The following is a 25,742-nucleotide window of genomic DNA, read 5'->3' as shown; positions in this document are numbered from 1 at the left end:
GGGGGGTGTGGGCTTCGTCGAGGATGACGCGGACCCAGGGGCGGGTGGGGGTGGCGATGAAGTTCTTCATTTTGAGGCGGGCGGATTCTTCGATCCGCCACTGCATGAGGGCGTAGGCGACGCGGAGGGCGCCCATGCAGCCGTCTTCGCCGAGGCCTGAGTAGCAGGCCATGGTTTCGACGTCGGGGTTGGAGGAGCCCTTGGGGTCGGAGTAGATGATGGCGTGGCCGTTGACGTGGTCGGCGAGGGCGACGATCTGGACGGTTCCGCCTTTGCCGCTGCCGGTGACGCCGGCGATGAAGAGGTGCTTGGCGCCGAGCTTGGGGTCGGTGAACTGGATGCGTGCGGGGAATCCGGAGACGTGCTGGCCGATCTGGACGTACCCGCCTTCGCTGATCTTGAGGACGTGGGTGCCGGGGAAGGGGACGCCTTCTTCGAGGGGGTTGTGGGTCATGAGGCGGACGGTGCCGCGGCGGGGGTCGCCGGGGACGGGGGCGTAGGAGCAGAGGAGGGTGGTGGTGCGCATGGCGCCGGCGAGTTGGGCGCGGTCGGGGACGGGGAGTTTGTCGAGGGTGTCGCCGGCGACGACGTAGGCGACTTCGCCGCCTGTGTTGGGGTCGGTCTGGACGTCTTCGAGGTGGGTGCCGGCCATGACGCCGCCGGTGCGGGCGGCCCATTTGGCCCAGGCGCCTTGGAGGGTGCTGGTGTCGAGTTCGGTGGGCGGGGTGAGGTTGACGGTGAGGTGTTTTTCGCCGGCGTGGGCGCCGGGCTTGAGGGTGATCCATTCGGCGGGGATGCCGTAGACGCTGGAGATGGTGTCGCGGGTGACGGTGACGGAGGAGCCGGTGGCGGCGGTGATGGTGCCTTGCCAGCGGTGGTCGTTGTAGGTGCGGACGGTGAGTTCCTGCTGCTTGTTGGTTCCGTTGACGGTGTTGGAGATGTAGGTGTGCCAGCGGGCGGCGACGTGCTGTGCGCGGGTGACGGGGGCGGCCGGGCCCGTGGCCTGTGCGGGCTGCTGGGCCGGTCCGGGGCTGGTTTTGGGGGCGCGGACGGTGCCGAGGACCCGGCGGAGTTTGAGGGGGACGAGGGCGACGGCGGCCCACCAGCCGAGGGAGACGATGCCGGGGATCGGGTTGTCGGCGATACCGAGGACGCCGGCCATGAGGGCGTCGGAGCCGTTGGCGCCTTGGAGGGCGCCGAGGGCGAGGGCGATGCCGGTGGTGAGGGTGGAGATCGCGAGGGGGGTGCGGTGGGCGCGGAGGATGTCGGTGCCGGGGAGGTGGTGTTCGAGGCCGGGTGGGAGCCGGTTCATGTAGTTGGCGGTGGTGAGGGCGGCGGTGGCGCCGTAGGCGATGGTGGTGAGGAAGGCGGCGCTGCCGTCGAGCATGGGGATGGTCATGCCGGTGATGACGGGGGCGGCGGAGGTGGCGAGTGCGATGCCGCGTTCGATGCTGGTGGCGGCCGGCTGGGTGGTGGTGTTGCTGCTCATGGCGGGTCTCCTCGAGGGATGGTTATTCCTGGGTGAACCAGTCGTTGTGGACGTCGTGGATGCCTTCGACGGGGGAGGCGTTGACGTGTTCGTGGATGCCCTGGTGGCTGTCGACGGCCTGCTGGCGGCTGTTGTGGGCTATCCGTGAGGTGGTGTTGGCGCGGGCCGCGTACTGGATGGCGTCTTCGGAGACGTCGCGCATGATCCGGGAGAGCTGGTGGGTTTCTGCGGTGGTGTCGCGGTCGACGTTCTTGGCGCCGATGAGGTCGGCGATGTGGGCGGTGTCGGTGGATTCGCGGTCGATGAACTCGGCCCACCGGTTGATGGCGTCGGCGTTGACGACGACTTGCTGGGCGAAGGCGTTGACCGAGTTCAGGAACTGCTCGTAGGTGAGTTCGGCAGACATGAGGCAGGGTCCTACTTCCGGTACCAGGCGAGTTCGGCGGGCTTGGTGAGGTCGCTGTCGCAGACGGCCTGGTAGATGGAGCCGTAGCGGGTTTCCACGTTGGCGAGGAGGACCTGGGTGCTTTCGGCGGCGCGGACGACCTTCTTGTGGAGTTCCTCGGCGGCCCCGGCCTGGACGGTCGCGGAGTCGTGGAGGCGGGTGAGGATCGCGGTGAGTTTGTCGCCGCCTTCGATGGTCTTGGACATCTCGAGGAACCTCAGGGCCTGTTCGGCCTGGGCGGTGGCCTGGTTCTGGAGCTGGCGGGTGCCGTCGGCGGCGGTGGCCATGGTTTGCGCTTTGTCGTTCATGCGGCGTTCGTACTGCTTGAGGGTGCGGATCTCGCCGCGGGTGAAGGACTGGCCGCCGTCGAGGACGACGTGGCTGTCGGTGACTTCCTTGACCTGGACGGGCTGGGGGTACTGGGGCCGGTAGTCGGTGCTGGAGGCGGTCACCTGCTGGTCCTCTCCTCGTGCTGTCTTGCGGTCGGCGTGCGCTTGGTCGAGGCGCGTTTTCTCGAGCTGCGCGGCTTCGGTGGTGTCGCGGTGGCCGTCCTTGAAGCCGTCGCGGTAGGCCAGTACGTGCGCGGTGAGGGTGGCGGTGCGGGCGCCGTCGCGGTAGCCGGCTTCCCGGGAGGGCTGGGTGTTGGGGCGTGGCCCGGTCGCTGGCGCGGTGGATGCGGGGGTTCGGGTGTGGTCCTTGCCGGTCTTGGTGGGGGTGCTGGTGGTGTCCGGGCCGTTCTTGGTTTGGTCGGTCGTCCTGGTGGTGCTGGTGGGGGTCTTCTTCAGGCTGACCTTGCTGGTGCTGCTGCCGTCGGTGCCCGCCGGGTTGACCTGGCCTGTGCTGGAGGGGCTGTTCTTGCGGTCCTTGCGTGACGGCTTCTTGTCCAGGGCGAGGCCTTCGGGGGAACAGTGGGACGCGCTGGTGCCGGCCGGCGTCTTGCCGCTGTTGCTGGGAGAACCGGCGGATCCGTTCTTGCCGGGTGCGCCGTCCTTGCCTGCGGAGCCGGTGCTGCCGTTGCCGCCGGATGCACCGTTGTGCTTGCTGCCGGCCGACCCGCCGCCGCGGGCGCTGTCCTGCTTGGCGCGGTTGTTCCCGCCGGTGTCGCGTGACCTGCGTGAGCTGTTCTTGTGGCTGTCCTTCTGATCGGATGCCTTGTGACTGCCGCCGCTGCTCGATCCGGATCCGCCCGGCGCCGAGCCTCCGCCGCCGCTTCGTCCCGCACCCGATCCGCCGGACCTGTTACGGGATCCGTTACTGCGAGTGCTTCCGGTGTTTCCGCTTTTACTGGATTTGCTGTTGGTGTGCTTGCCCGATCCGAGTCCGGAACTCCCGGAGCCGTTCGCCATGTTCTCGGTTCGGTTTACTGTGCGTGATTCCTTGACGCGGTGCGCGAGAGCGTTCGCTTTCTTGATGTCGAGGGCTTTGTTTCGTGCGTCGGCGCCTTTCTTCCAGCGTTCTATCGCGGCGAACGCGAAAGCCCTGAGGACGCTGGTGTTCTGCGTTTTGGTGCTGGAATTCGTGGTGTCGTCGGTGCGGTAGGAGGCGCTGCTGGCGCCCTCCTGGGGGATGGCGGTGCCGGCCTGCGGGCCGGTGTCGGGCAGGACGGTGTCGGGGTCGATGTTGAATGCTGCGGAGGTGGGTCGGGCGGGCTCGACGGGGGCGAGCAGGCTGGTGAGCGGCCCGGTCAGCGGGCCGCTCGCGGGGGTGGGGTTGGCCGGGTCGGGTACGGCGGCCGGTGCGGTGTCGCTGGCCATCACTCTCCTCACTGTGCGTAGTTCCTCCCGGGTTCCTCCCGGCGGGAGACCCGGATCTTGCGGCCTGTCAGCGGATCATGGGCGCGGATTTTTTGGCTTGGGAAACCCCGGGAGTAACTACGCTGCGTTACCTCGGGTGCCCTTGCGGACAGCGACCACGAACCCGATCGCGAGGACACTCCCACCGATCAGGAGACCGTTGTTGATGCCGCCGCCACTGCTGGTGGACGACGCGGCGGTCTGCAGGTCCGGGCTCGCGCCGGCGGACGTGTACTGGGCCTGGCAGGCCTCCACGATGTCCCGGTAGGTCGAGTTCATCGACTTCCCCACCAGGTCCTTGTTGTCCTTCACGCAGGCGTCGATCTGCTTCTGCCGGGCCTGGTCCGTGCTGTTCTGGGCCTTGTTGGTCTCGTTGAGGACTTTCAGCTTTTCCAGCTCGAGCTGGTCCTGCTTGTAGGAGATTTCCGCTGCCTTTGCCTGGCTGGCGGCCTGGTCGGCGGAGTAGACCTGGTATCCGACGAGTCCGCTGGTGGCGATCGCTGCGGCCCCGACGGCCAGGGCAATCTTTCCGCGCGGGGTGAGACCCGGCTTTACGGGGATGGAATTCGCGGGAATTCCGTACGGGTTGGGGTCGACGGTGTAGGCGGTCTGCTGGAATCCGCCGTTGATGACTTCGTCGAAGCCGTCGTTGTGCTGCTGGGACATGATCACTCTCCGTTGGTTCGGGCGAGGTAGGCGGCCCTGTTCAGGCGTTTCTCGATGTCGGGGAAGGTGCGTTCGGGCAGGTCGTTCCAGGCGAAGAACGGCATCTGGACGCCGATCTCGTTGAGGGACAGCTGCAGGTAGGCGACCGCGCGGGCCCGGCCGGCGGGGGTGACGTGGCCGGTGTGCGCAAGGAACGTCTGGGCGCCGCGGATGCACATCCGGCCGGTCGGGGAGAAGTCCACGCTGCGGCCCCAGCCGTACCGGTCGAGTACGGCGAGGGTCTGGGCGAGGTGGTCGGAGGGGATGAGCGGGGTGGGGTTCTGCCACAGGCCGAGGACTTCCATCTGGTTGCGGAAGCCGGCGGGGATGAGCAGGTGCCAGCGCGACGGCCAGTCCGGGGCGGCGGGGGGCGCCTGGGCGGGCTTGCTCCGCGGGCCGAGGGGGGCGCGGCCGGGGGCCGCGGGCGGGGGTGCCGTCCGCGGCCTGGCGGTGGGGCGGGTCTGCTGCACGGAGGCTCCTCAGGCGCTCTGCTCGGACTTCGGGTTCTGGGCTGCCTCGTACAGTCGCTGGGCGGTGACGAGGCGGTCGTACGCGGTTGTCTGGCTCAACCCGAAGTCCGCGATCACTTCGGAAAGCGGGTAGGCCTTCGGGTCGTTCGCTTCGACGAGGCGGGCGAGGACGGCTTCGACTTCGGCTTGCTTCTTCGCGCCGCGGCCGCCGATGGCGGAGACCGAACCCGAAGTCGAACCGGAAGTGCCGGCGGTCTTGGGGGCAGAACCGGAAGTGCTTCCCGAAGCCGAAGCGGAAGTGGTGGTGGCCTGGGCGGCGATGCGCTGGGCGCGCTCACGGATCTCCTGCTGGCGTCGCTGCTCGTTCTCCTCGGCCTGCTGCTCCCGGCTGCGACGTGCTGTTTCGGCCTGGAGGCGGGCCTGCTCAGCGGCGCGGCGCTGCCGGTTCAGTTCGGCTTCGGCTTCGGCGTCTCGCTGTGCTCGGGCGATCTCGGCGAGCTTCGCTTCGGTTTCGGCTACGAGGAGTCGGGCTGCTTCAGCTTCGGCTACGCGCTTCGCTTCGACTTCGAGTCGGGCTGCTTCGACTGCCGCTTCGGCTTCGGCTCGGGCACGGGCTTCGGCTGCTTCGGCTTCGGCTACTTCGGCCCGGCGCTTCGCTTCGGCTTCGGCCTGGCGCAGTTCGGTTTGGTGCTTCGCTTCGGCTTCGGCTTCGGACTTCGCCTGGGCTTCGGCTGCTCGCTTCGCTTCGGCTTCGGCCTGCTTCGCGGCTTCCCGCTTGGGGAGGTCGATGGCTTCCTGGATGCTCATGCCGTCCTTAGCGAGGGAGAGGACGAGCATCTGCTCGGCGGTCGCCTTGCGGCGCCATCCCCAGCGGCCGTAGTCCTTACGGAGCTGCGCCACGTAGATGCGCCGCTCCCGCTCGAGGCCGAGGACGGTGTCCCAGGTGCGGATCTGCCACAGACGCTGACGGCGCCACAGGACGAAGGTGCCGACCGGGTTGAGGAACCAGCGGGAGGGGTTGGGGCCCTCGAGGTGCTTGTCGGCGACGATCTCGGCGATGCGGCCGATGGCGTGGCGGGCGGCTTCGACGGCGATGACGAACAGGATCGGGATGGTCGCGTGCATGCCGACGCCGAGCGGGTCGGGCCAGGAGACGGCGGCGTTGAAGGCGATGGTGGCCAGGGTGAGGCCCCAGGCACCGTATCGGATGAGGGGGAAGGCGATGCGGAGCCATGTGAGGAGAAGGTCGAGGGCGAGGAAGGCGACGATGCCGGCGTCGACTCCGATAGGGAAGAGGCGGGCGAAGGCGCCGAAGCCTTTCAGCTCGGCCAGATGTGCGACGGCCCGGTAGGAGCCGGCGAAGCCGATGCCGGAGATGATGAGGACCGCGGTGACGACGATGGCGATGAGGAGTTTGTGTGTGCGGGTGAGGGGCTGCCGGTCGTTCCCCGGCGCGGTGGGCGCGAGGGGTCCGCTGGTGCGGTTCGGCTCGTTGCCGGGGGCCGGGGTGGTGGTCACGGGGATCGGTGTCCTTCCGGGAGTGGCGGTGCGGTGGTCAGGCGGTGACGGCTGCGGGCTGCTGCTCACGGGTGTCGAAGCCGAGGACGGCTGCGACGACGTCGAACGGGCGCTTCGGGAGGAGCCCCTCGCGCCAGGCGTCGGCGTACAGGTCGTGCAGGACGCGGTAGGCGATGGCAGCCCGGGTGGTCTCGCCAGTCTCGGTGTCGGCGGCGGCGTCGCGCAGTCGTGTGAAGTCCTCGCGGAGCTCGGCAAGCTGCCGGTCGGTCTCCTTCTTGTCCTGCTGTCGGTCGAGGCGGGCCTGGCGGGCGTCGCGTTCGGCCTGGATGCGGTCGGCGAGGGCCTGGCCGAGCTGCTTGAGGAGGTCCTCGACGGTGGTCTCGGCGCGGATCGCGGAGTCCGTTGCGGCGGCGGCCTCGGTCTTCGCCTGGGCGAGTTCCTGGCTAGCGCGCGCCAGTTCGGCCCGGTCGGCGTGGAGGGCATCCAGGGTGGTCTTGCGGACGACACGCAGCATGGTGGTTCCTCTCTGGTGGTCAGGCGGCGGGGTGAGTGCTGTGTGCTGCGCGGATGCGGCCGGCGGCGGCGTCAAGGCTGTTGGCCATGGCCATCCACGCCTTCACGGGTTCGGGCAGGGCGTCGGCCTCGGCGAGGTTCATCTCGGTTTCGAAGTCGGCCGAGCTCCAGGTGCTGGAGTCGTTGCCGTGGTTGGCGGCGAACTCGGGTCCGGTCATGTCGGTGTCCTTTCGGCTGGTCGCGGTCGGTTGAGCTGGTCTGGCTTGGGGCCGCCCCACCGTTCGGGGGCGTTCGGGTGGGGCGGCCTCGAGCCGGGCCAGAGGCCCGGTGAGGTGGTCAGACCTCGTCGATGGGGATGGAGAACGGCTTCTCCTCTTCGTCGTTCTCGTTCTCGTCGTTGCGGAGGATGGTGGGGTTCAGCACGGTTGGTGTCCTTTCAGTGGTTGGTTGGTGTGCGAGGTGGTGGTCAGGTGGCGCCCTGCTGGCGGCGGTCGGTATCGGTCATCGCCTGGATGGTGTCCTCCCAGGTGAGGCCGCTTTCGGCGGTGGTCTCGGTGAGGATCTGGGCGACGCGGGTGGCGTTGTCGGAGCGGACGGCGTCCCGGAGTTCGCGGGTCTTGTCGGCGATGAAGTCCATCGGCTGGGTTTCCTTCGGGGTCGGCGGTCAGGTGGCGTTGGGGAGGTTCTTACAGGCGTCGCAGGTGCCGCCGTTCCAGTCGGGGAAGATGCCGCCGCAGCGGTTGCACTGGCCGGAGGCGGAGCACTGGCCGGCGTGGGCGATGTAGGCCCGTAGCCGGGCCAGTGAACGCTTCATGGTCGAGGGGCCTTTCAGTGGTCGAGGGCGGCGTTGGCGGTGGCGGCGCTGTTCCTGAGCTCGGAGTCTCCGAGGTGGAAGCTGGTCAGGAAGCCCTGGTGGGCTGCGTCCTTCTGTACGTCGAGGGGGAGGTGACGGAGGGCGGGGTTGGTGTCCGCGTTGGTGAGGCGTGCGACCAGTTGTCCGATGGCGGCGAGGACGTCGGTGCCGTCCGCGGAGCCGGCCAGGGCGGCGATCAGAACCTGCGTGGTGTTGACGTCGAGGCGGTCGTGGGCGAGGAGCCGGACGCCGTCGCGGATCAGGTCGATGCCAGGGTGGATGCCGTCCAGGTCGGTCAGGGTGTCGCCGAGGTCGGTGCCGTCGACGGACGGGACGGCGTTGCCTTCGGTGCTGGGGAATGGACCCGACATCACAGCTCTCCGTCCCACTGGCTCGTGATCTCGTCGAACGCAGCGACGGCACTGTTCGGGTCCTGCCCGGCCAGGTCCATCAGGAACTCCGGGTCCAGGCCGATGCAGTGCTCTTCCAGCTCGTTCTCCAGGGCCGGGTCCAGCGGGACGTCGCCGGGGACCTGCAGGTCGCGGGTGACGTCGGTGAGGGCCTTGGCCGCGGCCAGTGCCTTGATGGCGATCTGCATGTCGCGGGTGGACAGGGATGCGTCGCCGACGAACGCGCCGGTCGGGCCGAGGAGCATGAGCCGGCAGTCGTTGGCGGTGTCCTCGGACAAGCCGAGGAACGCGTTCAGGAGGTCGAGGATGAGGGGCTTCTGCTCATTGGCGGGTCGGTCCTCGCCCGGCATCGGGTTCTGCATTACGCCACCGCCTTGAGGACGCGGTCGGATCCGGTCCAGACGGCGCCGGTGTAGTGCTCGGTGCCGGCGTGGAGGTCGCGGACGAGGACGGCGAAGCGGGCGGCGTTGCGGCGGAGGATGCGGCGGGCCTCGGACGGGTCGGTGACGACCTCGAGCACCCGGAACATCCCGGACGCGTTGTCGTACACCGTGCCCGGCGTGCGCGGGCCGAGTTGGTCGGCAGTAGGCACCTGGGTGACGTTGTCCACGGGGTGGGATGTGCGGGTAGCCATATGGCGGATACGATCCATAGCGGATCGGCCTCCCTGAATGCGCAGGTGGGCGGGTTCATGTCCGTGGCGGTGTAGGAGCCGCTTCGGGACACGCGGCCCTGGTCCGGCATTTGCTGGTCCGGGGCCGTTGTGCTGTGCCAGGAAAGACACTACGCCGTGGGTTGCGTTATGGCAACCCAGTGAGACAGACTGGAGGACATCGCCATCGACGAGACCGAAGGAGGACCAGACTTGGTGACCTTCCGAGAGGCCGCGCTGCGCGTTGTCGAGGAAGGCATCTTGCCGACGATGAGCCACCAGCGAATCTCGCAACTGCACCTGAAGGACCCGGAGAACTTTCCGGAGGTCCGGACGATCGGCCGCGCCAAGGTCATCGACTGGGTGAAGGCGAGACCGTACTTCGTGGCTCACGCCCAGAAGGCAGCCGCGCGTGACCGCCGGCGCCGAGTGGAGGGTGAGTCGAAGTGATGCCACGGCAGTTTCCCCTGCGGTCGTCGTTCAGTGCTGACTCCATGCCAGCACCGGGCAGGACCTGCGGAGTTGAAGCTGCTGTTGGCAATCAGCCAGATCACGAATTGCCAACAGACAAAGGCGGCGAAGAGGGCGGGAAGCCCTCCCTGCGAGGTGTGAGAGGAGGAAGACTCCAGGCATGACGACCTTCCCGGAACTGCTCCGCGAGTGGCGCCTGGCTGCCCACATGTCGCTGGCCGACCTCGCCCAGCGAGCCCGCTACGACCGGACATCTCTCCACAACTTCGAGACAGGCCGCCGGCCGACTCCGCTGTGCGTTGCCGAGGCCGCCGACGAGGCGACGGGCGCGAACGGGGCCCTCGTAGAGCAGTGGCATCGGGATGACCGGGTCCGGCAGGAGGCTGCGGCCACGCACCGCGTACGGGCGGCTGCGTTGGCGATGTCCCGGGACCTGACCGCCCTGGCGGATCTGGACATCTCCGAGTTGCAGGACGGGGTGTTGGTGACTGCGGTCGACTATCTGGCGTCGCCGCCGGGACCGATGATGGACCGGGCGCACACGCTGCGCGGGGAGGCCTTCGAGCGGCTTCGCTCTGGGCATCACCGGCTGCAGGACCGGTCCGATCTGTACGTGGCGGCCGGCCGATTGTCTGGGGTGCTGTCGTACGCATTGCTGGACATGGGCGACGCTGATGAGGCGCTGGAGCACGCCACCGCGGCGGGCCGGTGCGCCGAGTTCGCGGGTGACGCCGAGCTGGCCGCGTGGGCGGCTGGCACGAAGTCGCTGATCGCCCGGTTCCAGGGCGACTACGGGCGCGCCCTGGAGTATGTCCGGGACGGCTACCAGTGGGTGGGGCACGGGCAGGGCACCGGGGAGGCGCGGCTGCGCTGCGGCGAAGCGCAGTGTCTGGCGAACCTCGGCGACTCGAGGGCGGCGAACAGCGCTCTGGACGCGGCCGAGCAGGCGAGGGAGCGGATCCGGCGTCCGGACTCCGTCTCTGGGCTGTTCGGGTTCTCAAGGGCGAAGCAGTCGTACTACGCCGGATCGTCACTGATCTGGCTACAGGGCGGCCATGACGCCGAGCGCGCGGCGCGGGAGGCGGTCACAGCGATCCAGCTGTGGCAGGCCGGCCCGGCCGATGAGAGGTCACTGGACGATGAGCGCCTGGCGCACATCTACCTGGCCACGGCCCGGGTCCAACTCGATGACGTGGAGGGTGCGGCTGATGCCATCCAGCCGGTGCTGTCGTTGCCTCTGGAGGAACAGATTTCGTGGATCGTGAAGCGCGCTGACCGGCTCGCGGGGATGCTCAGTGCCCCTCGGTACGCCGGGAACCGGACGGCGGAGGAGACCGTCGAGGCGATCAACGCCTTGGCGGCGTGAGAGAGGTGTGGAGCGTGATGATGAACCCGCCGTAACCGGCGGGAGGCCGACCGGGCACCATCCCGACCGACCTCCCTTTTGGCCGCTGTCCTGCGAAGACGTGCGGCCTTGACCGTCCAACCCGTGCAAGGAAGGCAGTCACCGACGATGCTACTTGTTGGCGATACTCTCGCGCTGCCCCCGGCTTTGATCATCGGCCGGGGTGACAGTTGAAACAGACCGATCCAAGAACCATTGAGGCGATCCCGCCCGCCGTCACCTTTGCCACTGGAGCCGACCTCCTGGTCCGCCTCGGACTGGCAAAGAACATGACCCGCGAGGGCGTACGCCGGCTCTCCAAGCATCCCGAATGGCCGTTCGGCCCTGACCGCCCGTACCCGTACTGGCCCATGGCGAACGCCGACCTGATGGAGACCGGCCCCTTCCTGTCGTTCTTCCGGGAGCACCCGATCGTGGGACGCGGCCCGGACAAGGAACCGGGAAGCCGGCGGCCCTCGAGCAAGCAGTAACGGTCGCGTCTCCGACCGCCGTGATCGCAGCCACGGCCCCGGAAACGCAAGACGGCCCAGCAGAGAGAGTTCGCAGCTCACTCAAGTGCCAGGCCGTCCAAGCAGCACCAGCGGATGCGATCCGCTGGCGATCGAAGCACCATTCAGATGGATCGAGGCTTCATGCCCATGCTAGCCGGACTTCGAACCGTGCGAAGTACTCCCCCGGCCAATTCGGCGCGCGTCCAGGAGCGTGGCTGGTGAGCGAGCAGGACTTCGGCGACGAGATCGTCCCTGAGGACTGGCCCACAGTCTTCACGCAGATCCCGGTCTGGCTGCTCCTATCCGGCAGCACCGCGCAGGCTTATCGCATGTACGCCTTCCTGGCCGAGCACATCAACAGCCGGCGCACTGGCAGGGACCGGATCGCGTTCCCGTCCATGAAGGCCATCGCCCGAGCGCTCGGGTTGAAGGACCACCGGGATGTGAAGAGGTACCGGGAGGAGTTGGAGCAGCTGGGTGCGGTCCGTGCCGAGCTGGCCACATATGCGGGCGGTCTCAGGCGCCGCTACAGGTACTGGGTCCGTTTCAACCCGCCTCCCGGGTATGCAGGCCCAACGTCCCTGTCCGAGTTCTACGAGATCAACGATGACGTGCGGTCGACGAAGAGCACCGCAGGTCAGTCCCAGGGTGGGAAAAAACCCACCCTGCAAGGTGGGGAATCTCCCACCACGCGAAAGCGGGAAAATCCCACCCTCAAGAAACGAGACCAAGAGCAACAAGACCAAGATGAACGAGACGACGCGCCTGCGGCGCGTAGCGCCTCGGACGGCCGTAGGCCTACTACCGGTAGTAGTGGTTCGCGTGGTGGCGGCTCCGCCGCGTCCGGCAAGACGAAGCCCCCATCTCTTACCCAAGAACAACGCCAGCAGGTTGACGCCTTCGTCCAGGCGCTGCCCAAGCAGCTGGCCGACCTCCTGCCGGTAAGGATGCCGAGCAACCTGAGCACGGCCGTCCTTGAGGCGCTGGCTGCTGGCCAGCCGCACGAACGGACCCCGCAGCAGCTGATCGAGTACAGGCTGGTGCCGAAGTGGGATGGGCACTACGCGTCTCGGGACGCGGCCGGCCCGCTGGAGCGTCCGGTGGGCGTGCTGATCGCGATGCTTCGAAGGGATCGCGAGTGCGGTGACGCTCGGTGCGATGAGCGGACGAACGTGGATACCGGGAACCCCTGCGTCTCCTGCGGTCAACGCCGCGTGGACGAGCGCGCAGACCGGGCCTCAGCAGCCCCTCCAGCCGCCTCTGGGCCGATGGCGCCGTCGGGCGTACGTAGGGCACCTGCTGGACGTCCTGGCGGTCCGGTACCGCCACCGCGAGAGGCACCGATGACGGAAGTATCCGATCAGCAAAGGCAGTTGGCGAGAGATCTGCTCCGGAACAGGGTCCGCGTACCCAAGTAGCCTTATGGCATTGCGCGACAATGCTTTGACGGATACGGTGTGATGCATCGGGGGCACCGCCCGAACTACCAGGAACGACCGGTGCCCCCAGGCAGCCTCACCCCTCCCGGGTGCGGGGATCGGCGTCCGAAGTCTGCACCACCACCCGAAGCCGACCTTCCCAACGGGGGACCCCATGGCCGAATTGGCCAGCAACAACGACTGGAACCCGATCGACCCACGCACCCTGATCCTCACAGTGCTCACCTGCCTGACCATCGCGGCCACCATGCCGCCCGACCGACTGCAGTCCTTCACAGGACTGCTCGGCCTCGTCTTACAGATCGCAGGAAGGAGGTGAACAGCACCGCCGGCCCGGCTGCGCCCCCATGGCAGCCGGGCTCTCACGTACGGGGGGACCGTTGTCAGTGCTGTCCCCCACCATGGATCCCAGACCGCCCAACACCGGCTTGGAGGCCAGTAGTGGACGCACCCGACCTGCTCAACCTCACCGACGCCCAGTACGAGGAGCTCCTGTCCGCGAACATCAACCCCAAGATGCGCGACACACGCGTGTGGGAGTTGCTCACCGGGCCCGAGCACCTTCCCCGCACCCGCGAACTGCTCGCCCGCATCCACCAGCGGACCGCGAACAGCATGCGTCGTAAGAAGGCCGAGCGGGAGGAATTCCATCAGCAGTGCCACGCCCGCGGCATCGAAGGCAAGGCCGAGTGGTTCGCGACGCTTCCCGAGTACGAGGCGTGGCGCCGGCGGGCCGCCTACTTCCACCAGACCGCCCAGGCCGCCCTGTCCGAGCTCGGCAAGATCCAGCGGTCACAGAACCGGGCAGTCACCAGCCAGAGCAGTCAGCAGGCCCGGGAAACCCTGCGCAAGCTGGCCATCGCCGTACAACGGCACCAGGCCCTGCATGCCAAGGCGGGCTCGATCGCCGGGCAGGAGGACTACGAGCTGTGGCAGTTGCTGGACCGGCTGACCGTTCCGTGTGGGCCCGGTCAGGAACAGACGACGTTGCGGACGATGCTGGACTTCTACTGGACCGACGTTGATGTGGTGGACGATCGGGAAGAGGCGCGGGCGGCGGCAGAGAAGGCGATGCGGCGCGCTCCTGGCGGCCGGTCGAACGAGTTCACGGGAATGCCGCGGGCCCGCCACGTGGGCAGCGACAAGCCCCTCGCTGGGTAAGGAGCGGCCTGTGAGCGAGCAGACCACCGAAACCAGCATCGTGGCGTGGACCGAACAGGCCATCAACCGGCGCGAAGCACTCGCCCTGGCCACGCTGGACATCAACGTGAAGGCCGACCTTCGCGCGGGCGGCCAGGCGCCCGCGTGGTCGTTCCGGGATGACGGATCGATCTGGGACGCCAACAACGTCCTGCGCGTCAGGTTCACGTGGCAGGGCGAGGCGCAGCACATCGTCGCGAACGATCCGCAGGACGTCCTGCGGAGTTGCGCCCGGAACCGGAAGTTGCTCGATCTGCACGGTGGCCGCGGGCATTCCTGCCCGGCCTACGACTACGACGGCGACCTGGACGAGAACGCCCGCTTCTACAACCACGAGATCTGCCCCGTCGTGCAGAACCTGGCCGAGGCGTACGGATGGACGGGAGAATCCACCACGTGAACATCACCGAGAAGCAGGCCGCCGACCACGCCGCGCTGGCCGGCATGTGGAAGGCCGACCGGGGGAAGGCCCCGCACTACACGGCGAAGGGCTTCCTCAGCGCCGGGTGGACGTGTATCGCGTGCCCGCTGGACGACTGCGACTGGCACCACGACGACCCAACCGGCCGGCCGGCCGCGCCCGAGGCCCTGGAGGCGAAGGTTCGGGAGCATCTCGCCGGCCACGACCTGGTCGACTTCCTCCGCTCCCTCCAGGCCGCCCGGGACAGCATTGTGGCCGTACGCGAGTCGAACAACCGGGCCTGGGACATCGTCAACCTCCACCGCCTCCAGGCCGTCCACCGCGGCGAGCACCCCGCCAGCGACCCGTTCGCGCAAATGCTGTCCGCGGCCCTCGTGGGCACCGCGGAGCACGAAGACGTCCGCCGGCAGGTGACGGAGCTCAGCGAGGACGTGGTCGGCGCGCATAACATCGCCTCCGTACCGGCAGCAGAGCGACAAGGGAAGTAGCTATGGGCCAGCAGATCATCAAGCAGCCCGACGGCAAACTGGCTGTGTTCTCCACCGTCGTGGACGCGTTCATCGTCATCGACGCCACCCCCGAGGAGATCCTCGACTGGAGGGCCGAGGAAGCAGCGAACGAAGCCCGCCGGACCGCGCAGCGGCATCTGGACCACGTCCTGGCCGACGAGCCCGAGCGGTCGTACTTCCAGTTCACGATGACGTGGGAAGAGGCCTCCCAGAAGGACCGGGAGAACGGGTACCAGCACTCCGAGCAGCCAAGCGAGCAGTCGTGACGGACATGCTGCCCGAGCTCCCTGAGGGCCATCCGCTGCCGTGGGATGAGCTCGTCCCGTACGAGAAGGACCAGGGCGGCTACTGGCTGTACCCGAAGGGCGGGGACGTCTACGGCAACGACAAGATCTGGGTCCGCGTCCCCAACCCCGAACGGGCTGTCGAGCAGCCGAGTGAACTGGACCGTTACCGGAATCAGGTGCGGTCTCTCGCCCAGCAGATCAGCAGCCGGGCCCAGGAAACCGGCAGCGAGAACATGGCCGCGCTGGCACGTGAGGTGGAACGAGCGGCCGGCAACGCGAGGGCCAGCTAGTCAGCCGGCTCCATCGGCGGGAGTTCGCGGTGCCCCTGCGACCAGTGGTTCACCCAACCGCACGGGCACGCGTACCGGCCGTTGATTCCGTGGACCTCGGCCCCGCATCCGCCGCAGTCCGCGCGGGTGATCTCCTGCCCGGCCAGGAACTCGGCCGCGGCCGCCGCCCGCTCCGGGTCCAGCGGCTGCTGCACGGGCGTGCTGGCGGTCTTCGGTTTCCTGCTCACGCCGTCGACCTTATCCGCGTGCACGCTCCGCCCGCTGGGCTCGGGCTGGTCCTGGAGATCGGCCCGCAGTTCGCGCAAGCCCACGATCCGTCAGAGCCCTGCTGCGCGGTGGCTCCGCACGTCGGACAGTTCATCCACGCCACCCCTTCCATGCCATCCCGGGTACAGCATGAGGCGCCGGCGGAACCGGCGGTAGAGGACCTGCCAGGCTGAAAGACTGCCGAGGTCGATGCCCCCGCCCCTCCTGGAGTACATCCGTATGGACCTGGACCGCACCCCGTCCCAGATCGCCAACGCAGCCGCCGAGGAGATCCGCGCCCTCAACCACCGAACACTTAAGACCGACGCTTTCCCCTTCCCCGCCGACGTGTCCGATACAACCACCGCAGTCACGTCACTGGTACAGCGTCTTCCCCAGACGCTGAAGCAACTGGAGGCCGGCCTCCAGGCCCTCCACGACGACAACCGGATCCGGCTCGCCGACAGGCACCCGAGCGAGGTATCTCAGGCCGACATCGTGCGCGCCGTCTCTGACGCGCTGTTCGGCCTTCGGGAGGCCCGGCAGGAGTTGGGCAGGGTGGAGGAGCATCTCCGGTCCGCGGCGGGCGTGCTGGGGAGTCTGGGGGCTCCCTGGGAGGACGGGGACTGACCCTCGGGTGGTGTGGTGAAAGGACAGCTGGTTGATCGCCCCGGACCGTCATGGTCCGGGGTGACTTTCATGCCCTCAGGCGGTCCGGTTCGGATCCAGCACGGCCACATGCGCCAGCCATGCCGTCAAAGCGGCCTTGTCCACGGCCTCCAACGCGGCGAGAAGCCCGGCCAGGGACTGCCGGTACGTGGCGTGCAGCGCGGTCGTCCCAGGTGGCGTCACCGTCATGTCCAGGCTCTCGGCGATCTCCCTGGCGGTCGGTGGCTTCACACCGTTGGCGCGGTCGACCCACGCCTGCCCGTTCGTCGCACCCCAGTAGCCGCGGGCCAGGCCCGTGCCCATGTGGCCGGCCTCGGCACGGATCCGGGACAGGTACTCCAGGAACTCGCTGGGGCTGCGGATCTCTTGGCCGGTCTCGGTCCAGTCGTCGCTCATGGTGGGGACGGTAGCGGCTTGCTGTGACAGTCCGGGCGGAAACGCGGGCGTGGGCCCATCCACCAGCTTCACCCTCACCACATCTAGCATTGCTTGACAATGCCTAGAGCGATACAATGGGCGGGCCCAGTCCACCCTCCCCAACCGGGGGAACGCCCCGCGGCAACAGCGGGACGCTGGACCACCACACCCCGAACCCCGGGAGCCCGCCCCATGCGCCGCGAAGACCGGTTCCTCATCAGCCGCAAGCAGTTCGCCATCGACCTCACCACCATCACCGGCAAGCAGCACCCCCGCGGCGACCTGCACGCCTACAGCGGTCGCGCCAACGCCGTCTGGTACCGGCGCAAGGACGGGACCACCCGAGCCTGCATCGGAACGCTCATGCTGTTTAGCCACTACCTGCCCAAGCCCCTCGACCTGAACGACCCGCACGCGGTCCTGACGGCCAACCTGGACGGACGGTACGGCGGTGACTGCGACGGCCGGTGGGACGGCGAACGCTACTGGGGCGCCCAGGAGCCGGCCGTGATGGAGCAGCACCTGGCGATCCTCCGCCCGATGCTCGACAACTACCCGACCGTCCCGGCCTCGTACGACGGCTGGTGGACCTTCCAGGAGGCACGATGACCGTCACCGTGCAGGCCCTCGTCACCGAAGCCGAACTCGCCAACTGGCTGGCCGAGACCGTCGGCCCGAAGGTTGTTGACGACTACGGCGCCACCACCACCCAGCTGCTCGCCGTGTTCGACCTCGCGGAGAAGGACGGGTGCAGCCTCAACAACCCGTCCAAGATCGGCTCCGTCATCAGCCCCACCCCGGCCCTCACCAGCGAACCCTTCGCCCCCTACGTGCCGCTGACCGCGCAGGCTGCCGCCCGGCACCTGACCTCAGCGTTCTACATCACGCGGAAGCCGGCCGACTACGAACGCCTCCTGGTCGACCTGCCGATGCCGGTCATCGTGTCCAGGCACCAGTGCCCGTTCTGCCGCCGCTACACCCGCGCCAGCCTCACTCAGGTCCAAGACCACATGACCCGCTGCTGGCAAAACCCCGCCCTGCGCTGCTGCAAGACCTGCACCCACCACCAGACCGCCTCCGGCACCCCCGGCAGCCCCGACGAATGGCTGGAGGCCTGCACCAGCCAGGACGGCCCCGAGTACGAGGACTACCAGTTCCCCGTCCTCCACTGCCCGCTCTGGCAGCCCAAGGAGACCTGAGTGCCGCTGTCGACGACACCCGGGCTCCTCGCCATGGCCGGCCTGCTCTGCGCCGCCGTGGCAGGCGTGTGCTTCGTCGGCTTTGCCATCACCGCCGTCCACACCCTCACCCGACACCGGAACACGGAGCAGCCATGACCGAACCCGACACCCACGAAGGCAACGACCAGGCCGGCGCCCTCACCACACACCGCGGGCTCCTCGAGGACTGTCCCGCGCCCGAGTGCCAGGACCGCAACGCCGAGCAGCAGGACACCACCTGCCACTGTCCTAACGCGGACGACCAGTACGTCCTGGAGATCGACGCCAGCAGCATCTACCTCACCCACGCGGCCTGCGGTAAGCCGGTCGGCGACTGGGCTACCGACGCCCTCCAGCTTCCTAAGACCCCGGTCACCCTGAAGTGGACCGAGGACAAGGACAACTGGACCGGGGAGGTCGAAGACGCTTGGGCCGACCTCACCGTCAATGGCGTCCAGCAGCCCGCAGACCAGACCGCGCTCCGCGACCGCATCGCCGACACCCTCGCCACCGCCGACGGCTGGAAGTGGGCTCCTGGCTTCAAGGAGTTCAGCCCGACCTGGCGCGGCTACCAGGAGCGCGCCGACGCGGTCCTGGCCGTGATGCCCGCGACCGGCCGGGCCACCACACTGAACGAAGCCGCCGACAAGGCCGAGGACGTGGCGATCCGGCTGCGTGACGAGCACGACATCGGCGCGGCCACGGGCGCCTACGAGGTGATGACCGAGCTGCGTCGTCTGGCTGGCGAGGCTCAGGATCAGAGCGGTCCGGAACCGTGCTCGGCGTGCCGGTACGTGCCGTGCGAGACGTGCCCGCACAAGGCGCGGCAGGATCCGACACTGGCCAGCGATGACCCCGCGCGCATCGACCGGATACGACCCGAGTTCACCGAGCACGCCAGCATCGAATCCATCGATGCCCAACTGAAGCGGGCCCGCGCGCAGGAACGCCGGTGGCATCTGCGGACCGAGTGGCTGGTCAGCCTGCGAGACAACCGGATCGCGCAGAAGGAGCGCGGCGAGTGGCCCGCCGCCGTCGAGTCTGCTGCCGGGACGCAGCCGGAGGAGGCCGACGATGACCGCGTCGTCGCCTACCGATCTGCCCTTCCCGGCGCCCTCTCCGTGTACTGCACCCGCCACACCGACGAACTCGGCGCTTTCACGCCGCTCCGCTCGGACGACCTGCCCGACGGCGGCATGTGCGCCCAGTGCGGCGCCGACGTCCTGATCCCGCAGCAGCCGAAGGAGGCCTGACCGATGCCCACCACGACCGGCGGAGGCTTCACCGGGATCAGCCTCGCAGGCCGCTGGGAATGCGGGAACTGCGGCGCGACCGGCGACGGCTGGTACGACGAGGACAACGGCCTCACCCTGCACGACGAGAACGGTCAGCCGATGCACCCCGACGACCACGTCTGCGGGGAGGACTGACCGTGTCCGACCTCCTGCCCGAGGCCCTCGCCGACTACCTGATCAAGCGGGACAACCAGCGCGCCCAACGCGTCCAGGAGTTCCTTACCAAACTCACCCCACGCGAACGTGGCCTGGTCCACGACGCCGCCGTCATGGGCTTCTTCCAAGGCCTGCAACGCGATCGAGACGACAGCATGCCGAAGGACGCGCAGACCGTGGCCCTGGTCATCGACGCCTGCTTCGCGTACGAGGACCTGTACCCGCACGTCAACGCCGACCTCGCACCCCACCCCGCGACCAGCACCTACACCGTCGAAACCCCACGCCACGAAGACTGGGGACGGTGGAGCCCCGTCATGGACGACACCGACTGGGCCCGCGAACGCTGGCAGACGGCGATCGAGCACTCGCCCGGACGCCGGTTCCGGATGGTCCGCGCGGACACCGTGTACACCGTCACCGCCGAACACAACCCCAACGAGGAGACGTGATGCCGAAGCGAATCCAGCGCAAGCGCACCCGGGGATGGCGCAAGCCCGAAGGGACCGTCTCCGTTGCCCGACCCACCCGCTTCGGCAACCCGTTCATGCTGGCCCCGGCAGCATCCCGACGCGGCGGCGACCTGGACATGTGGGCCGTCGAATACAAGGGCCGCAAACTCAGCCGCTTCGACGACATCGCCCGCGCGCGCTGACGCCGTCGACCGGTACGCCCGGTGGATTCGCGAGCCCGAGCAGGCCGACACCCTGCGCCTGTTCCGGGCGCTGCTCGCTGGCCGCGACCTCATGTGCTGGTGCCCGCTCGATCAGGCCTGCCACGCGGACGTGCTTCTGGAGCTGGTCAACACCCCCGAGGCCACCGAGTGACCGGCCCCGACGACCCGGCCTGGCGGTGGGAGTTCCGGTGCGAGGACTTCGTGTACGCCCGCCTCGCCGACGCCCAGACCGCAGCCGAACACCTCCCGCCCGGACCCGCCCGCGACACCGAACTCAACCGCGTCGACACCCTCTACCTGATCGCCAACGAGCACAACATCTGGATCGACGCCCGCGGCCGCTCCCACGCCGTCTGCATCACCTGCCCCGGCGCCGCCGGCGTCCCCTGCACCACCATGCGCGGCCTCGCCCGCCTCTGGCGCACCCACCCCCGCTACCAGCCAGCGTGGAACGAGACCATCGACAACCCGCGAGCCCGGGTCAACACGTACGAGGACTACAAGCGGCGCACCACCATCTACCAGGAACGCAAGGCCGAACTGGACGCCTTCTACGCCCGGTTCGACCTCGAGGAAGCCGACGGCGGCGAACGCTGGCGGTGCAAGGCCTGTGGCGCCCACGGAGAGACGTGGAAGCGGATCCTCGGCGCCTACGACTACCCGCACGCCATCGGCACCGCCAACCTCCGACACCCCACCTGCACACCTGTTCCCGAAAGGACGACTACGTGAGGGCCCTGACCGTCAAGCAGCCGTGGGCCGCGGCCATCGCCCACGGGCCGAAGCGGATCGAGAACCGCAGCAAGCCCATCCCGCCCGCGCACCTCGGCAGCACGATCCTCATCCACGCCGGCGCCGCCGAAGACGAGAACGCGCTCCCCGCCGACATGGTCCACGCCTGGCCACGGCACTTCTCAGCGATCATCGCCGTCGCCACCCTTGCGTCCTGCCATGAGGCGACCAAGCCGCGCTGCTGCGCGCCGTGGGGATTCCCCGCGACGTGGCACTGGGTCCTTGAGGACGTCCACGCCCTGCCTCATCCGCCGCGGCCGGTACGCGGCCAGCTCGAGCTGTGGACCGTCGACGACGACGTCCTGGCCGCCGTGGAGCGGAACTGCCACGACCTGCCCTACGAGCACGCCCGCCGCATCATCGCCGCCCTCGACACCCAGGAGCCCACCCGGTGACCGTCACCCACCACCCCGAGCCGATCGTCGACGAGCACTGGCAAGGTGAAGAACTCGCCCGCGACGACACCCACCGCTACGTGTGGATCTGGCAAGGCTTCAACATCCGTCTCATCGCCATCCCCCACGGCGAAGCCGGCCAGTGGGGCTACGACTGGGCCTGGTGCTACCCCCGCGACCCGGAGGCCGTGCGGGAAGCGGTCGACGAGTGGGATCCGGACATCGAGGACGAGCCGTCCGGCTGGCACAAGCGGCCCACCTACGACAAGGTCCGCCGCGCGCCGCGCCGTGACGAGGCCCCCAGCTACAACCGGCCGCGCTGCCTGCATGGCTGCTACCTGCACGACGGCTGCCGCACCATCAACTGCCCGGACCTGGAGAGGACCAGCGCATGACCGACAAGATCATCACAGGGAATGAACTCATCGGCAGCGACTTCACCGTCAGCGCAGCCCAGGTCGAGGCCCACACGATCAGCATCTCGTTCAACGGGCGCCCGATGATCACCATCCACAACAACGGAACCCTGGAGTTCGGCCCCGACTACACGCCGGACGAGGCAGCACGCCAGTTCTGGGAGGCCGTGCAGCGCCTCCGGCCGGATCCGATGACCCGCGAGTTCGGTGCCCCGCTGAAGGCCCGTATCAACGCCGAACTGGCCGCCGGCGAGCGCGCGCAGAAGCAGGTCAAGCGCCTGGATCAGATGGCGGCCGCCTGGGCTGAGCGGCTCCCGGAGACCATCAACCGTGACACGGTGGTCAAGGCTGTGCATCAGGTGACGCGGACTGGGGAGGCCTGAGTGGGGGCGTTGAATCTCGTCACCGACCAGGGGCCGCGCCCTTACCCGGCGTGGAAGACCAAGGGCGGCGGAGGTGGAGGCGAGTCCTTCGCCGAGCTAGCCCACCAGATCTACCAGGACGACCGAGCCGACGCCGACTCCCGCCGCCTCCTCCTCGCGTTCGCCTACGTCATCACCACTAGGGACTTCGATACCCCGAAGGAGATGTGGCGGCAGATCCGCAAGGCTCTCGGCAGAGACGACCGACACCGCTACACCGATCCGGTGCGCACCCTGATCGAGCACGACCGCCCCCGCTACGTTCCCCCGGACGAACGCCCCGGCGGCTACGACCCGTCCACACGGCGCTGCGACGGTCCACGGCTCCGCCCGTACAAGGAACGCCCCTACAAGGCGGAGCAGATGAGCCTGCTCGCCCGGGTTGAGCAGAACAAGCGAGACGCCGAGGACTTCCGTAACACCGACAACGTGTGCGGCGCCCCTGGCAAGCACCGCGTCCTGGAAAAGCAGCCCAGCACCGGCTGGTACCGCTACCACTGGTTCTGCCCCCGCCACCGCGACCATGCCGTACGCGTACAGGAACAGGTGAAGGCGCAGAACGCGGGCGCCCCGGAGCCGATACCCAACGCTGGCGGTCTGCTGCCCTGCTACTTCGAGGCGGACTGGGTGCGCCTGTACCGGCACTACACCTGGGACAGTTGGGAGCCGCCCGTGTACGGCGTCCGGGCCGACGACTGGCCCATCCCGGGTAAGCAGCCCGTCCCGCAGCGGGCCCGGCTCAGCCTGGTCATCGGCGGCGCGGAGACGGAGCAGGAGTGACCGATCCGGCGGTGTACGCGCGCCTGGACGGGTTACAGGCGGCCCTGTCCCGGCCCACCCCAGCCCCGTTGGACGGGCAGGAGGTCATCGACCTGGACGACCCGGAGGATGCAGCTGAGGAGGCTACTCAGCCGCCTCTGTGGTGACCGCGCTGGTCACTGGCAGGGTGTCGCTGTCGTCGACGAGCCGGTCCGGGGACAACGCATACTGGTAGATCAACTCGTTCAACGTCCGCACCCCCCACAGGGCTTTCAGGGAGGCGATCGTCTCCTCCAGTTTCCGCTTCGACACCCCCACCTTCTTCGCCGTCGACGACTGCGGGACACCGGCGCACAGCATCCGCATCACCTCCCGCTCCTCCCGGCTCGTCCGCACCCCGTCCGGGCGTACCGTTCCAGCGCTACGGGCCTGGCTGCGGCGGGACGGCCGCACCTCACCCGTCCACGGCTGAGCACGCCGCCACGTCGCGTCGAACACCGCGGCAAGCACGGACACGGCCGCAGGATCAGTGATCAGCCACGCCGAGTGCGGCGGGGAGTCGTCGACGATGTGGTCGGAGGTGAACGCCACCTCCCGATCCACAATGATCATCCGTTCGAAGTCGCCGACCAGCGTCCGGTACTGGGCAGGCCGGCCACCAGCCCGCGTAGACATCGTCCGCGCGTACTCGGCGGTCACCGGATGGTCCCGGACCGTGTCCCGGTAGATGGTCCGCAACACCACCCCGCGGTCCAACGCTGCACGGTCCCGGGTGACAGCGTCCTCGAGGACCTCCCGTTTCCGGGGGCCGCCGGGCTGCGCGGCGAGGATCTCCCGGCGGGCATCACCCACCACATCCCGCAGCCGTGCGTTCACCTCGGCCTGATCGGCCAGGTACACGCTCGCCTCGGAAGCCCTCAGCTGGACCTGCCGGTACTCGCGGATCAGGTCCCGGGACAGGTCCGGCATGGTCGCGACCAGCTCTATGTGGCGGAGTGCCGCGGCGAGTTCCTGGGTGACCAGTGTCCGGATGGCCTGCTGGGGGTCGCGGGCTATCGGGGTTTCCTCGTCGCTGATCAGCCCCCAGGCCTGCAATTCCTGACGGGCATTCGGATCCGCGGCTTGGAGTGTGTCGACAAGTTCCCATTCTTGTCCGGCGATTGCCCCATACAACCGGGTTGCTTGTTCGGACAAATGCCCGGCACGTCTGTCACCCTCACCAAAAACCATGGCCAACGCTTTCCCCCGAGATCGCACCCTAGATCATCTGCGGGTTTCCGCACCGCGACCACCCGCACACCCAAACGATTGATACCGCAACGAGCCTACGGCACATTCATTCCCGGGCGTCCCCCGACGCTCGTACACCAGGTCCTCCCCCACGCCACACACGTCTAACTGCCAGGAACACGGTTTGGCACAGGGGAAATCGCAGCGGACCCAGTACACGAGAATCGGGCCAGACGCCCCATTTTCATGCCCGAACACAAACGGAAGAAAGGACCCACCCTGTGAAGAAACGAATCACACGCACCCTGATCGCCCTCACCATCGCCGCTCTCGCCACCACCGGCACCTTCCTCGCCACCGACCTGACACCCGTCACCTACGCCGACACCGGCTGGGGCGCCCCCGCCACCACCGTCCCGGCCGACACCGGCTGGGGCACGACGCCCACCGACACCACCCCTGTCGTACAGGGCGACACCGGCTGGGGCTGACCCCCACCATGTGAGCAGCCCGGCAGCCGTGCCCCCAGCACGCTGCCGGGCCCAAGCCTGCCCAGTCTGAGCGCTGGGAACACGGCGGGGAAACGTGTCCAGACTGAATGGCATGCCCGCACACAAACCCGCACGAATCCGCCGCACCCTCGCAGCCGTCATCGCAGGCCTGCTCACCGTCGCCGCGCTGCTCCTCGCCTCCAGCACCGACGCCCACGGCGCCACCACCACACCCGTCTACTCGGGCACCGGGTGGAAGGCGGAGACCGGCGCCGGCATCTACAGCCTGTCCCCCGACCCGTACGTCGTGGTCTTCGCCAACGCGACCGCCCGCACCAAGCTACGCAGCTACTTCACCGGGCCCGCCGCCCAGGTCACCACCACCGTCGGCGTGCCCATCACCGTGTCCACCACCCTCGACACCACACCCATCACCACCTGCCCCACCCGGCACCGCATCATCGTCCACTACACCTACCGGCCCATGGGCACCAAGGGCATGTCCCAGACCAGACCCTGCCACAGCACCGCCGACGGCTCCGCATGGAGCGCGCACATCTCCCTCGACACCGAATACTGGACCACCAGCGCATGGTTCTCGACGAACCCGACCGTCAACGACGGCTACCGCAAGGACACCGCCACTCACGAACTCGGGCACGCCCTCGGCCTGGACCACCCGAACACCGACCTGAACAAGAACGGCATCGTGGCGTCCGGGGAGTGCGTCAAGTCGACGGCGGGCCGGGAACCGGTCATGTGCTCAACGAACCGCGGCCCGGCTGCTACGGCGGACGCGGGCCGGTTCACCACCGAGTACGACCTGCCGGGCCTGCGGCAGCTGCACACCAACTACTACCTCCGCCAGACCTGACCGTCGGCGCCGGGAGCGCTGTCAGTGGGACGTGCCATGCTGGACCCCAGGCCCGTTTTCCTCGCGTGAGCGAGTCCGACGGCACGTGACTGCCATGGCTGACACTGGGATCGGACATATCACCGAGGCGGGGCCCCTGCTCGCCGACGGCGTCACGGCCAACGGAGGACAGTCCCGCCACCTACGGGTGCAGACGGGCCAGGGGCCCACAGACTGCCGCCCGCCTCGCATCCCCCGTCGAGGCGGGCGGTTTTAGCTGTGGGCACAACGAAAGCGGCCCACCGGTCCGTCAAGGACCAGCGGGCCGCTACGGGTGCCCCCCA

At 68.5% G+C, this 25,742-nt stretch carries 41 protein-coding genes and 1 pseudogene; 26 read left to right on the top strand and 16 right to left on the bottom strand.

The genetic code is table 11. The features are described from left to right. The 13 genes and pseudogenes from ACIQVL_RS48940 to ACIQVL_RS48880 form a co-directional block, all read right to left on the bottom strand. Window positions 1-1,489 (bottom strand): annotated as a pseudogene (locus ACIQVL_RS48940) (hypothetical protein); the annotation flags it as partial. Window positions 1,490-1,511: 22 nt separating this feature from the next. Beyond that, the gene (locus ACIQVL_RS48935) at window positions 1,512-1,895 is read right to left on the bottom strand and encodes a hypothetical protein (protein ID WP_403478941.1); all 384 of its coding nucleotides are present in this window, start codon (window positions 1,893-1,895) and stop codon (window positions 1,512-1,514) included. Window positions 1,896-1,906: 11 nt separating this feature from the next. After that, entirely contained in the window at window positions 1,907-3,688 is a 1,782-nt protein-coding gene (locus ACIQVL_RS48930) for a hypothetical protein (protein ID WP_403478940.1), read from the bottom strand. 117 nt (window positions 3,689-3,805) lie between these two features. Continuing rightward, window positions 3,806-4,393 carry a hypothetical protein gene (locus ACIQVL_RS48925; RefSeq protein WP_403478939.1) on the bottom strand — a complete coding sequence of 196 codons (588 nt, stop codon included), beginning with the start codon at window positions 4,391-4,393 and terminating at the stop codon, window positions 3,806-3,808. Window positions 4,394-4,395: 2 nt separating this feature from the next. Then, on the bottom strand, window positions 4,396-4,902 hold the full coding sequence (locus ACIQVL_RS48920) for a hypothetical protein (protein WP_403478938.1): 507 nt from the start codon (window positions 4,900-4,902) through the stop codon (window positions 4,396-4,398). A gap of 9 nt (window positions 4,903-4,911) precedes the next feature. Next, complete coding sequence (locus ACIQVL_RS48915; protein ID WP_403478937.1) at window positions 4,912-6,420, bottom strand: DUF2637 domain-containing protein; 1,509 nt, start codon at window positions 6,418-6,420, stop codon at window positions 4,912-4,914. Window positions 6,421-6,457: 37 nt separating this feature from the next. Beyond that, complete coding sequence (locus ACIQVL_RS48910) at window positions 6,458-6,934, bottom strand: hypothetical protein (protein ID WP_403478936.1); 477 nt, start codon at window positions 6,932-6,934, stop codon at window positions 6,458-6,460. A gap of 19 nt (window positions 6,935-6,953) precedes the next feature. Continuing rightward, complete coding sequence (locus tag ACIQVL_RS48905) at window positions 6,954-7,151, bottom strand: hypothetical protein (protein WP_403478935.1); 198 nt, start codon at window positions 7,149-7,151, stop codon at window positions 6,954-6,956. Window positions 7,152-7,399: 248 nt separating this feature from the next. After that, window positions 7,400-7,570, bottom strand: coding sequence for a hypothetical protein (locus ACIQVL_RS48900; protein WP_403478934.1), 171 nt, complete (start codon window positions 7,568-7,570; stop codon window positions 7,400-7,402). 27 nt (window positions 7,571-7,597) lie between these two features. Next, complete coding sequence (locus ACIQVL_RS48895; protein WP_403478933.1) at window positions 7,598-7,747, bottom strand: hypothetical protein; 150 nt, start codon at window positions 7,745-7,747, stop codon at window positions 7,598-7,600. 14 nt (window positions 7,748-7,761) lie between these two features. Then, window positions 7,762-8,157: a hypothetical protein gene (locus ACIQVL_RS48890; protein WP_403478932.1), complete on the bottom strand. Its 396-nt coding sequence runs from the start codon at window positions 8,155-8,157 to the stop codon at window positions 7,762-7,764. Next, window positions 8,157-8,558 carry a hypothetical protein gene (locus ACIQVL_RS48885; RefSeq protein ID WP_403478931.1) on the bottom strand — a complete coding sequence of 134 codons (402 nt, stop codon included), beginning with the start codon at window positions 8,556-8,558 and terminating at the stop codon, window positions 8,157-8,159. Before ACIQVL_RS48885 ends, ACIQVL_RS48890 begins: the two co-directional genes overlap by 1 nt. Then, window positions 8,558-8,830: a hypothetical protein gene (locus ACIQVL_RS48880; protein ID WP_403478930.1), complete on the bottom strand. Its 273-nt coding sequence runs from the start codon at window positions 8,828-8,830 to the stop codon at window positions 8,558-8,560. The genes ACIQVL_RS48885 and ACIQVL_RS48880 overlap by 1 nt, the downstream gene beginning before the upstream one ends. A gap of 234 nt (window positions 8,831-9,064) precedes the next feature. Between ACIQVL_RS48880 and ACIQVL_RS48875 the strand changes: the two genes are divergently transcribed. The 10 genes from ACIQVL_RS48875 to ACIQVL_RS48830 all read left to right on the top strand — a co-directional run bounded on the left by ACIQVL_RS48875 (window position 9,065) and on the right by ACIQVL_RS48830 (window position 15,361). After that, window positions 9,065-9,298 carry a hypothetical protein gene (locus ACIQVL_RS48875; protein ID WP_403478929.1) on the top strand — a complete coding sequence of 78 codons (234 nt, stop codon included), beginning with the start codon at window positions 9,065-9,067 and terminating at the stop codon, window positions 9,296-9,298. 181 nt (window positions 9,299-9,479) lie between these two features. Then, window positions 9,480-10,685, top strand: coding sequence for a helix-turn-helix domain-containing protein (locus ACIQVL_RS48870; RefSeq protein ID WP_403478928.1), 1,206 nt, complete (start codon window positions 9,480-9,482; stop codon window positions 10,683-10,685). 308 nt (window positions 10,686-10,993) lie between these two features. Continuing rightward, on the top strand, window positions 10,994-11,194 hold the full coding sequence (locus tag ACIQVL_RS48865) for a hypothetical protein (RefSeq protein WP_403478927.1): 201 nt from the start codon (window positions 10,994-10,996) through the stop codon (window positions 11,192-11,194). A gap of 239 nt (window positions 11,195-11,433) precedes the next feature. Beyond that, window positions 11,434-12,633, top strand: a complete 1,200-nt coding sequence (locus ACIQVL_RS48860; protein ID WP_403478926.1) for a hypothetical protein — start codon at window positions 11,434-11,436, stop codon at window positions 12,631-12,633. A 175-nt stretch (window positions 12,634-12,808) separates the two neighbouring features. Continuing rightward, a complete protein-coding gene (locus ACIQVL_RS48855; protein ID WP_403478925.1) occupies window positions 12,809-12,973 on the top strand; it encodes a hypothetical protein in 165 nt (54 codons plus the stop codon). 122 nt (window positions 12,974-13,095) lie between these two features. Next, on the top strand, window positions 13,096-13,815 hold the full coding sequence (locus ACIQVL_RS48850) for a hypothetical protein (protein WP_403478924.1): 720 nt from the start codon (window positions 13,096-13,098) through the stop codon (window positions 13,813-13,815). A gap of 10 nt (window positions 13,816-13,825) precedes the next feature. Then, a complete protein-coding gene (locus ACIQVL_RS48845; RefSeq protein WP_403478923.1) occupies window positions 13,826-14,254 on the top strand; it encodes a DUF6221 family protein in 429 nt (142 codons plus the stop codon). Beyond that, complete coding sequence (locus ACIQVL_RS48840) at window positions 14,251-14,763, top strand: hypothetical protein (RefSeq protein ID WP_403478922.1); 513 nt, start codon at window positions 14,251-14,253, stop codon at window positions 14,761-14,763. Before ACIQVL_RS48845 ends, ACIQVL_RS48840 begins: the two co-directional genes overlap by 4 nt. 2 nt (window positions 14,764-14,765) lie before the next feature. Beyond that, window positions 14,766-15,050 carry a hypothetical protein gene (locus ACIQVL_RS48835; RefSeq protein WP_403478921.1) on the top strand — a complete coding sequence of 95 codons (285 nt, stop codon included), beginning with the start codon at window positions 14,766-14,768 and terminating at the stop codon, window positions 15,048-15,050. Next, window positions 15,047-15,361, top strand: coding sequence for a hypothetical protein (locus ACIQVL_RS48830; RefSeq protein ID WP_403478920.1), 315 nt, complete (start codon window positions 15,047-15,049; stop codon window positions 15,359-15,361). The genes ACIQVL_RS48835 and ACIQVL_RS48830 overlap by 4 nt, the downstream gene beginning before the upstream one ends. Here ACIQVL_RS48830 and ACIQVL_RS48825 read toward each other — a convergent pair. Next, window positions 15,358-15,588 (bottom strand): hypothetical protein, encoded by a 231-nt coding sequence (locus ACIQVL_RS48825; protein ID WP_403478919.1) that lies wholly within the window; start codon window positions 15,586-15,588, stop codon window positions 15,358-15,360. The genes ACIQVL_RS48830 and ACIQVL_RS48825 overlap by 4 nt on opposite strands. Before the next feature lie 259 nt (window positions 15,589-15,847). Between ACIQVL_RS48825 and ACIQVL_RS48820 the strand changes: the two genes are divergently transcribed. Continuing rightward, window positions 15,848-16,237 (top strand): hypothetical protein, encoded by a 390-nt coding sequence (locus ACIQVL_RS48820; RefSeq protein WP_403478918.1) that lies wholly within the window; start codon window positions 15,848-15,850, stop codon window positions 16,235-16,237. A gap of 75 nt (window positions 16,238-16,312) precedes the next feature. Here the strand turns inward: ACIQVL_RS48820 and ACIQVL_RS48815 are convergent, their stop codons facing one another. Continuing rightward, complete coding sequence (locus ACIQVL_RS48815) at window positions 16,313-16,672, bottom strand: hypothetical protein (protein WP_403478917.1); 360 nt, start codon at window positions 16,670-16,672, stop codon at window positions 16,313-16,315. 213 nt (window positions 16,673-16,885) lie between these two features. On the opposite strand from ACIQVL_RS48815, the gene ACIQVL_RS48810 reads away from it, so the two are divergent. From ACIQVL_RS48810 to ACIQVL_RS48750, 13 genes are read left to right on the top strand one after another with little or no spacing between them, the layout of a single operon-like run. Beyond that, on the top strand, window positions 16,886-17,302 hold the full coding sequence (locus tag ACIQVL_RS48810) for a hypothetical protein (protein WP_403478916.1): 417 nt from the start codon (window positions 16,886-16,888) through the stop codon (window positions 17,300-17,302). Further along, complete coding sequence (locus tag ACIQVL_RS48805) at window positions 17,299-17,892, top strand: hypothetical protein (RefSeq protein WP_403478915.1); 594 nt, start codon at window positions 17,299-17,301, stop codon at window positions 17,890-17,892. The genes ACIQVL_RS48810 and ACIQVL_RS48805 overlap by 4 nt, the downstream gene beginning before the upstream one ends. Beyond that, window positions 17,893-18,030, top strand: a complete 138-nt coding sequence (locus tag ACIQVL_RS48800) for a hypothetical protein (RefSeq protein WP_403478914.1) — start codon at window positions 17,893-17,895, stop codon at window positions 18,028-18,030. Continuing rightward, entirely contained in the window at window positions 18,027-19,166 is a 1,140-nt protein-coding gene (locus tag ACIQVL_RS48795) for a hypothetical protein (protein ID WP_403478913.1), read from the top strand. The genes ACIQVL_RS48800 and ACIQVL_RS48795 overlap by 4 nt, the downstream gene beginning before the upstream one ends. Window positions 19,167-19,169: 3 nt before the next feature. Next, the gene (locus tag ACIQVL_RS48790; RefSeq protein ID WP_403478912.1) at window positions 19,170-19,343 is read left to right on the top strand and encodes a hypothetical protein; all 174 of its coding nucleotides are present in this window, start codon (window positions 19,170-19,172) and stop codon (window positions 19,341-19,343) included. 2 nt (window positions 19,344-19,345) lie between these two features. Further along, the gene (locus ACIQVL_RS48785) at window positions 19,346-19,816 is read left to right on the top strand and encodes a hypothetical protein (RefSeq protein WP_403478911.1); all 471 of its coding nucleotides are present in this window, start codon (window positions 19,346-19,348) and stop codon (window positions 19,814-19,816) included. Next, complete coding sequence (locus tag ACIQVL_RS48780) at window positions 19,816-20,019, top strand: DUF4326 domain-containing protein (protein ID WP_403478945.1); 204 nt, start codon at window positions 19,816-19,818, stop codon at window positions 20,017-20,019. The genes ACIQVL_RS48785 and ACIQVL_RS48780 overlap by 1 nt, the downstream gene beginning before the upstream one ends. A gap of 25 nt (window positions 20,020-20,044) precedes the next feature. Further along, entirely contained in the window at window positions 20,045-20,191 is a 147-nt protein-coding gene (locus ACIQVL_RS48775) for a DUF4326 domain-containing protein (RefSeq protein WP_403478944.1), read from the top strand. After that, window positions 20,188-20,772: a hypothetical protein gene (locus ACIQVL_RS48770; protein ID WP_403478910.1), complete on the top strand. Its 585-nt coding sequence runs from the start codon at window positions 20,188-20,190 to the stop codon at window positions 20,770-20,772. The genes ACIQVL_RS48775 and ACIQVL_RS48770 overlap by 4 nt, the downstream gene beginning before the upstream one ends. Further along, window positions 20,769-21,227, top strand: coding sequence for a hypothetical protein (locus ACIQVL_RS48765; RefSeq protein ID WP_403478909.1), 459 nt, complete (start codon window positions 20,769-20,771; stop codon window positions 21,225-21,227). The genes ACIQVL_RS48770 and ACIQVL_RS48765 overlap by 4 nt, the downstream gene beginning before the upstream one ends. Beyond that, window positions 21,224-21,622: a hypothetical protein gene (locus tag ACIQVL_RS48760; protein WP_403478908.1), complete on the top strand. Its 399-nt coding sequence runs from the start codon at window positions 21,224-21,226 to the stop codon at window positions 21,620-21,622. Before ACIQVL_RS48765 ends, ACIQVL_RS48760 begins: the two co-directional genes overlap by 4 nt. Further along, entirely contained in the window at window positions 21,619-22,026 is a 408-nt protein-coding gene (locus ACIQVL_RS48755) for a hypothetical protein (RefSeq protein WP_403478907.1), read from the top strand. Before ACIQVL_RS48760 ends, ACIQVL_RS48755 begins: the two co-directional genes overlap by 4 nt. After that, window positions 22,027-22,845 (top strand): hypothetical protein, encoded by an 819-nt coding sequence (locus ACIQVL_RS48750; protein ID WP_403478906.1) that lies wholly within the window; start codon window positions 22,027-22,029, stop codon window positions 22,843-22,845. Between the two features lie 123 nt (window positions 22,846-22,968). On the opposite strand, the gene ACIQVL_RS48745 is transcribed toward ACIQVL_RS48750, so the two are convergent. Next, window positions 22,969-24,060, bottom strand: a complete 1,092-nt coding sequence (locus ACIQVL_RS48745; protein WP_403478905.1) for a hypothetical protein — start codon at window positions 24,058-24,060, stop codon at window positions 22,969-22,971. 275 nt (window positions 24,061-24,335) lie between these two features. Between ACIQVL_RS48745 and ACIQVL_RS48740 the strand changes: the two genes are divergently transcribed. Together ACIQVL_RS48740 and ACIQVL_RS48735 are read left to right on the top strand one after the other, a co-directional pair. Continuing rightward, window positions 24,336-24,545, top strand: coding sequence for a hypothetical protein (locus tag ACIQVL_RS48740; protein ID WP_403478904.1), 210 nt, complete (start codon window positions 24,336-24,338; stop codon window positions 24,543-24,545). 112 nt (window positions 24,546-24,657) lie between these two features. Further along, window positions 24,658-25,419, top strand: coding sequence for a hypothetical protein (locus ACIQVL_RS48735; RefSeq protein ID WP_403478903.1), 762 nt, complete (start codon window positions 24,658-24,660; stop codon window positions 25,417-25,419). Window positions 25,420-25,742: the final 323 nt, after the last annotated feature.

The organism is Streptomyces sp. NPDC090499 (genome assembly GCF_044769305.1).
Lineage (GTDB): Bacteria > Actinomycetota > Actinomycetes > Streptomycetales > Streptomycetaceae > Streptomyces.
The sequence above is the reverse complement of the archived record's forward strand: the minus strand, read 5'-3'. Positions and strand labels throughout refer to the sequence as shown.